The organism is Actinomadura sp. 7K507 (assembly GCF_004348425.1).
Classification (GTDB): domain Bacteria; phylum Actinomycetota; class Actinomycetes; order Streptosporangiales; family Streptosporangiaceae; genus Spirillospora.
The window spans coordinates 1-7,002 of the sequence record NZ_SMKK01000356.1; the positions used below are offsets into that span (position 1 = coordinate 1).

1 protein-coding gene is annotated in these 7,002 nt (G+C 75.4%); it reads right to left on the reverse strand.

The window, feature by feature from the left end; all coding sequences use genetic code 11:
* On the reverse strand, positions 1 to 7,002 hold a 7,002-nt coding region (locus E1285_RS42120; RefSeq protein ID WP_132160404.1), incomplete at both ends, for a type I polyketide synthase.

Here is a 7,002-nt window from a genome sequence, read left to right on the forward strand (position 1 = left end):
CGCCAGAGCCGTTCCCAGTCGACGGCGGCGACGGTGAGGCAGGTCTCGTCCCGGTCCAGCGCCCGCTGGAGCGCGGTGATCGCCATCTCCGGGTCCATGCCGGAGAACCCGCTCCTGCGCAGGTTGGCCCGCGCGCTCTCGTCGTCGGCCATGCCGCCGCCGCCCCATTCGCCCCACGCCACGGACACGGCCGGGAGTCCCCGGGCGCGGCGCCGCTGGGCCAGCGCGTCCAGGAAGGAGTTCGCCGCCGCGTAATTGGCCTGCCCCGGGCTCCCGAGGACCCCGGCCGCGGAGGAGAACAGCACGAACGCGGACAGGTCCGTGTCCCGGGTCAGCTCGTCCAGGTGCGCGGCGGCGTCGGCCTTCGGGCGCAGCACCCCGGCCAGCCGGTCCGGGGTCAGCGCGTCGATCACGCCGTCGTCCAGGACGCCCGCGGTGTGCACGACCGCGGTCAGCGGATGCTCGTCGGGGATCTCGGCGAGGACACGCTCCAGCGCGGCCCGGTCCGCCGCGTCGCAGGCCGCGAACGTCGGCTCGGCACCGAGCGCCCGCAGTTCGGACCGGAGTTCCGCCGCGCCGGGGGCGTGCGGGCCGCGGCGGCTGACCAGGACGAGACGCTCGGCCCCGCCGCGCGCCAGCCAGCGGGCGACGTGCGCTCCCAGCGCGCCGGTTCCGCCGGTGACGAGGACGGTGCCGCGCGGCCGCCAGCCGGCCCGTTCCGGCCCGCCCGGATCGGCGGCCCTCATCAGGCGGCAGGCGAGAACGCCCGTGGGCCGGATCGCGAGCTGGTCCTCCCCGCCGGTACCGGCGAGGACGCCCGCGAACCGCTCCCGCGCCGGCCCGTCGGGCGTTTCCGGCAGGTCGATCAGGCCGCCCCAGCGGTCGGCGTGTTCCAGCGCCGCCACCCGGCCCAGCCCCCAGATCCGCGCCTGCGCGGGGTCGTCCACGGTGTCCAGCGGATCGACGGACACGGCCCGCCGGGTGACGCACCAGAGCGGCGCGTCGATCCCGGCGTCGCCGAGGGCCTGGAGGAGCGTCGTGGTTCCGGTGAGCGCGTCGCGGCCGCCCAGGGCGAGCAGCGAGACCACTCCCTGGAGCCCGTCGGACAGGCTGGTGAGGCGTTCCGCGAGCGCCGTGCGGTCGAGCGGCCCGGCATCGACCTCCAGGCGGACGATCTCGGCACCGGCGAGGCCGCTCATCGCCTCCTGGCAGGCGTCCTGCCACGGGTCGCCGGCCTGGGGTGCGACGAGCAGCCACCGGCCGCGGAGCGCGGAGACGGCGGGATCGGCGAGCCTCTTCCAGGTGACGCGGTAGCACCACGAGTCCACCTCGGAGCTCTCACGATGCCTGCGGTGCCACGATGAAAGCACCGGCAGCGCGGGCTTCAGCGCCTCCAGTGGTTGCGTGGAACCGTTGAGCTCGAGCATCGCGGCGAGGGCGTCGAGGTCCTCGCGCTCGACCGCGCTCCAGAATTGCCCGTCATCGTCACCGGGGGCGGGAGCGTCCTTCGGACCGGGGCCCTCCAGCCAGTAGCGGCGCCGCTGGAAGGCGTAGGTGGGCAGCGCCACGGGGGGAATTGCGCCGGGAAAGAAGCGGCCTGCCCAGTCGACCGTGATCCCCCGGGTGTGGGCGTCGGCGGCGCTTGAGAGGAACCGGGCCATATCCCCCTGGCCGCGCTGGAGCGTCGGGATGACGACCGCGTGGGCCCCGATGTCGTCGACGGTGTCCTGGAGGCCGGTGACGAGCACGGGGTGCGGGCTGACCTCGATCAGGGCGTCGTGGCCCTGTCCGATCAGGGCGTGCACGCTCCGTTCGAGCTGCACCGGCCGGCGCAGGTTGGTGTGCCAGTAGGCGGCGTCCAGCCCGGTGGTGTCGAGCCGGTCGCCGGTGACGGTGGAGAAGAACGGGATGCGCGACGGACCCGGCGCGATGTCGGCGAGGGCTTCCAGCAGCGCGGGCCTGATGCGGTCGACCTGCGGGGAGTGGGAGGCGTAGTCGACGCTGACGCGGTTCGTCCGGATCCCCTCGCCGCCGCATTCGGCGAGGAACGCGTCGACGGCCCCGGGGGAGCCGGAGACCACGGTCGAGGCGGGGCCGTTCACCGCCGCGAGCGTGAGTTCGCCGTCCCAGCGGGCGAGGCGCCGCTCGATCTCGGCGGCGGGCAGCGCGACCGACGCCATTGCCCCGTCCCCGGCCAGCTCGCGCAGTGCCCGGCTGCGCAGGGCCACCACCTTGGCCGCGTCGTCCAGGGAGAGGGCACCGGCGATGTGCGCGGCGGCGATCTCGCCCTGGGAGTGGCCGGCGACGGCCGCGGGCTCCACGCCGTACGCGCGCCACAGCTCGGCCAGGGCCACCATGACCGCGAACAGGACCGGCTGGACGACGTCGACGCGCTCCAGACCGGGAGCGGCGGGCGCGCCGCGCAGCACCTCGTCCAGCGACCAGGACACGTGCGGTGCGAGCGCCGCCTCGCACCGGGCGATGTGCTCGGCGAACTCCGTGGACTGCTCCATCAGCGCTGTGGCCATGCTCTCCCACTGGGCGCCCTGCCCGGGGAAGACGAAGGCGACCTTGCCGTTCAGGTCGGCGACGCCCTCGGTCACTCCGGCGGAGGGGTTTCCGGCGGCGAGCGCCGACAGTTCGTCCGGCAGCCCGGAGGCGCCGGAGGCGAGCACGACGGCGCGGTGGCGCAGTGTCGCGCGCCTGGTCGCCAGGGCGCCGGCGACGGTGCGGGGATCCGCGTCCGGACGTTCCCGCACGAACTCCGCCAGCCGTCGCGCCTGCCCGCGCAGGCCGGCTTCGCTCGCGGCCGACACAAGGAGGGGCAGCGGCCCCGCCCCGGCCGGGCCCGGCTCCTCGGGCGTCTCCTCGGGGGACTGTTCGGCGGGGGCCTGCTCGATGACGGTGTGCGCGTTGGTGCCGCTGATGCTGAACGACGAGACGGCCGCGCGGCGCGGCCGTCCGGTGTCGGGCCAGGGGACCGGCTCGGTGAGCAGGCTCACCGCCCCCGCACTCCAGTCGACGTGCGGGGTCGGCTCATCGACGTGCAGGGTGCGCGGGAGCACGCCGTGGTTGATCGCCAGGACCGTCTTGATGACTCCGGCGACGCCGGCGGCGGCCTGGGTGTGCCCGAGGTTGGACTTGATCGATCCGAGCCACAGGGGCCGGTCGCGGTCCTGGCCGTAGGCGGTGAGGAGCGCCTGGGCCTCGATCGGGTCCCCGAGAGTGGTGCCGGTGCCGTGGGCCTCGACCGCGTCGACGTCGGCGGCGCCCAGACCCGATTCGTTGAGCGCCTGCGCGATCACACGCTGCTGGGAAGGGCCGTTGGGCGAGGTCATCCCGTTGCTGGCGCCGTCCTGGTTCACCGCCGAGCCGCGCACGACCGCCAGTACGGGGTGGCCGTTGCGCCGGGCATCGGAGAGCCGCTCGACCACCAGGAGTCCGGCCCCTTCGGACCAGCCCGCGCCGTCGGCGGCGGCCGCGAACGGCTTGCAGCGGCCGTCGGGGGCGAGTCCCCGCTGCCGGGAGAACTCCACGAACAGGGTGGGCGTGGCCATGATGGTGGCTCCGCCGGCGAGCGCGAGGTCGCATTCCCCCCGGCGCAGGGCCTGGCACGCCAGGTGCAGCGCCACCAGCGAGGAGGAGCAGGCGGTGTCCACCGTCAGGGCCGGCCCCTCCAGGCCGAACACGTACGAGATGCGCCCCGACGCCGCGCTGCCCGACGTCCCGGTCAGCGAGTATCCGGCGGTGGTGTCGGTGAACTGACCCGGGAGCGTCATGTAGTCCTGGTACATCAGCCCCGTGAAGACGCCGGTCGAGCTGGACTTCAGCGAGGCGGGCGGGATGCCGGCGTTCTCCAGGGCCTCCCAGGCGACCTCCAGCAGCAGCCGCTGCTGCGGGTCCATCGCCGCCGCCTCCCGCGGCGAGATCTCGAAGAACTCGGGATCGAACTCGGCGGCGTCGTACACGAACCCGCCCTCGCGGGCATAAGTGGTGCCGGAATGGCCGGGATCGGGATGGTAGAGCCGCTCCAGGTCCCAGCCGCGGTCGGTGGGGAACGCCGAGATCCCGTCCCGGCCCGCCTCCACGAACCGCCACAGATCCTCGGGGGAGCGGATGCCGCCCGGGTAGCGGCAGGCCATCGCCACGATCGCGACCGGCTCGTCGGCGGCCCTCCTCGCGGCGGCCGTCGCCGCGGACGCCCGCCGGGCCCCGCCCAGCAGGTCACGCAGACGGTCGGCGACGTCCCGCGGTGTCGGATGGTCGAAGACCAGGGTGGCCGGCAGCGCCAGCCCCGTCGCGGCGCCCAGCCGGTTCCGCAGCTCGACCGCGGTCAGCGAATCGAACCCGAGATCCTGGAACGCGCGATCCGCCGGCATGCCCTGCGCCGCGTCGCGCCGCAGCACCGCCATCACGTGACCGCGCGTCAGGTCGAGCAGCGCCTCCCGCTGCTCCGCCTCGGGCAGCCCGGCCAGCCGGCGCGCGAGCGAGCCCTCCGGTTGCGCCGCCCCGGTCTCGCCCGCCCGCCGGACGGGCACGGGCACGAGCCTGCGGAACAGGGCGGGCAGTGAACCCTCGGCGGCGCGGGCGCGCAACACCGCGATGTCCAGCGGAACGGGCGCCATCAGCGCCTCGCCCGCCGCGCAGGCGGCGTCGAACAGCGCCGCCCCCTGCCTCGGCCGCAACCGGACCAGGCCGCCGCGCTCGACCCGGGACAGCTCGGCCGCGCCGAGATGCGCGGTCATCCGGCTGGGCTCCTCCCACAGCCCCCAGGCGAGGGAGATCCCCGGCAGGCCCGTCGCCCGCCGGTGCGCGGCCAGCGCGTCCAGGAAGGCGTTCGCCGCCGCGTAGTTGCCCTGGCCGGGGGACCCGATGATCCCCGCGGCCGACGAGAACAGCGCGAACAGCGACAGGTCCGCGTGCCGGGTCAGCTCGTGCAGGTTGACGGCGGCGTCGATCTTCGGGTGCGCCACCCGCGCCATCCGCTCGGGTGTCAGGGAGCCCACCACCCCGTCGTCGATCACCCCCGCCGCGTGGACCACGGCGGTCAGCGGATGCGCGGCCGGGACGCTCGCCAGCAGTTCCGCGAGCCGCCCGCGGTCGGCGGCGTCGCAGGCGGCCACCGTCACCTCGGCGCCCAGCTCGGCCAGCCGGTCCCGCAGCTCCGCCGCCCCCGCCGCACCGGGCCCCCGGCGGCTCGCCAGGATGACGTGCCGGGCGCCGTGGGCTGACACCAGATGGTGGGCGATCCCGCTGCCGACCAGCCCGGTGCCGCCGGTGATGAGGACAGTGCCGTCGGGGTCCAGCAAGGCCGGGCGGGAGTCCCCGCCGGGGAACGCCGTCGCCAGGCGGGGCACCAGTACCGTCCCCCGCCGGACGGCGACCTGCGTCTCGCCCGGGACGGACGCGATCGCCGCCAGGCCGGGCAGCAGGCTCGCGGAATCCGGGTCGTCGTCGATGTCGATCAGCAGGAACCGGCCGGGATTCTCCGACTGCGCCGCGCGGACCAGCCCCCAAACCGGAGCGGCGGCCAGATCGGCGACGTCCTCGCCCGTGCGGGTGGACACGGCGCCCCGCGTGACGACCACCAGCCGGGAGGACGCCCAGCGCCCGTCCCCCAGCCAGGCGCGCACGAGTCCGAGCGCGGCGGCCCCGGCCGTGCGCGCCGCTTCGGCGAGACCGCCGGTTCCCGCGCCGGAGCAGACGGTCACGACCGTGTCCGGGACGTCCGCGCCGGCGTCGATCGCCTCCCTCAGGACGTCCAGGTCGGCGAACGCGTCGAGGCCGGGGCCGAAAGCGTGCGCGAGTCCCGCTTCGTCGGCGCCGAGGAGCACCGGCCCGTCCGGGACCCGGCCTTCCGGCCGCCCTTCCGGCAGCGGTGTCCACTCCACGGCGAAGAGGTGGTGACCGGCATCCCGGCCGTGCCGGAGGTACTCGGCGCGGACCGGCCGCGTCGTCAGCGACTCCACCGACATGACCGGCCGGCCGGTCTCGTCGGCCACCGAGACCGTCACCGTGCGCGGGCCGCTCGGGGACACCCGCACCCGCGCCGCCCCCGCCCCGGACAGGAACAGCGACACACCGTTCCAGTCGAACGGCAGGTTCACCTCCCGTTCGCCGCGGTCGAGGACGGCCAGGCCGACGACGTGCAGGCAAGCGTCCAGCAGAGCGGGATGGACGCCGAACCGGGCCGCGTCGCCACCGTCGGGCAGCGCCACTTCGGCGAGCAGGTCCTCACCATGGCGCCAGGCGCGCCGGAGCCCCTGGAAGGCGGGGCCGTACTCGTAGCCGAGCTGCGCCAGCTCCGCGTAGCAGCCCTCCGTGTCGACAGGCCGCGCCTCGGCGGGCGGCCAGAACGCCATGTCCGGTGGGAGGTCGGCCGGGCCTCCGGCCGTCACCACCCCGCTCGCATGGCGGGTCCACGGAAGGTCGTCCGCGCTCTCCTCCGGCCTCGAATAGACGGTGATCGCGCGCCGTCCACCCCCGTCGGCCGCCTCGACGACCACCTGCAGCCCGACGCCGCCGCGGTCGGGCAGCGTCATCGGCGCCTCCAGCGTCAGCGCCTCCACCCGGCCGGAGCCCACCAGCCGCCCGGCGTGCACCGCCAGCTCCACGAACGCCGAACCCGGCAGCAGCGCCGACCCGGCCACGACATGGTCGGCGAGCCACGGATGCGAGCCCTTGGACACCCGGCCCGTCAGCACGATCTCGCCGCCGCCGGCGAGCTTGACCATGGCACCGATCAGCGGATGGTCCGCGGGCGTCAGCCCCGCCTCGGCGACGTCCCCGGCCCGGCGCCCCCTTCCGTCCAGCCAGTACCGCTGGTGCTGGAAGGCGTAGGTGGGCAGCGCGGGCGGGCTGGCGGGCCGTGGGAGGCCGATGGCTTCGAGGATGTGGGTCCAGTTGAGGTGGGTGCCTTGGGTGTGGAGGGTGGCGAGGTTGGTGAGGAGTTGGGTCCAGGTGGGGTGGTCGCGGTGGAGGGTGCCGATGGCGGTTGTTGTG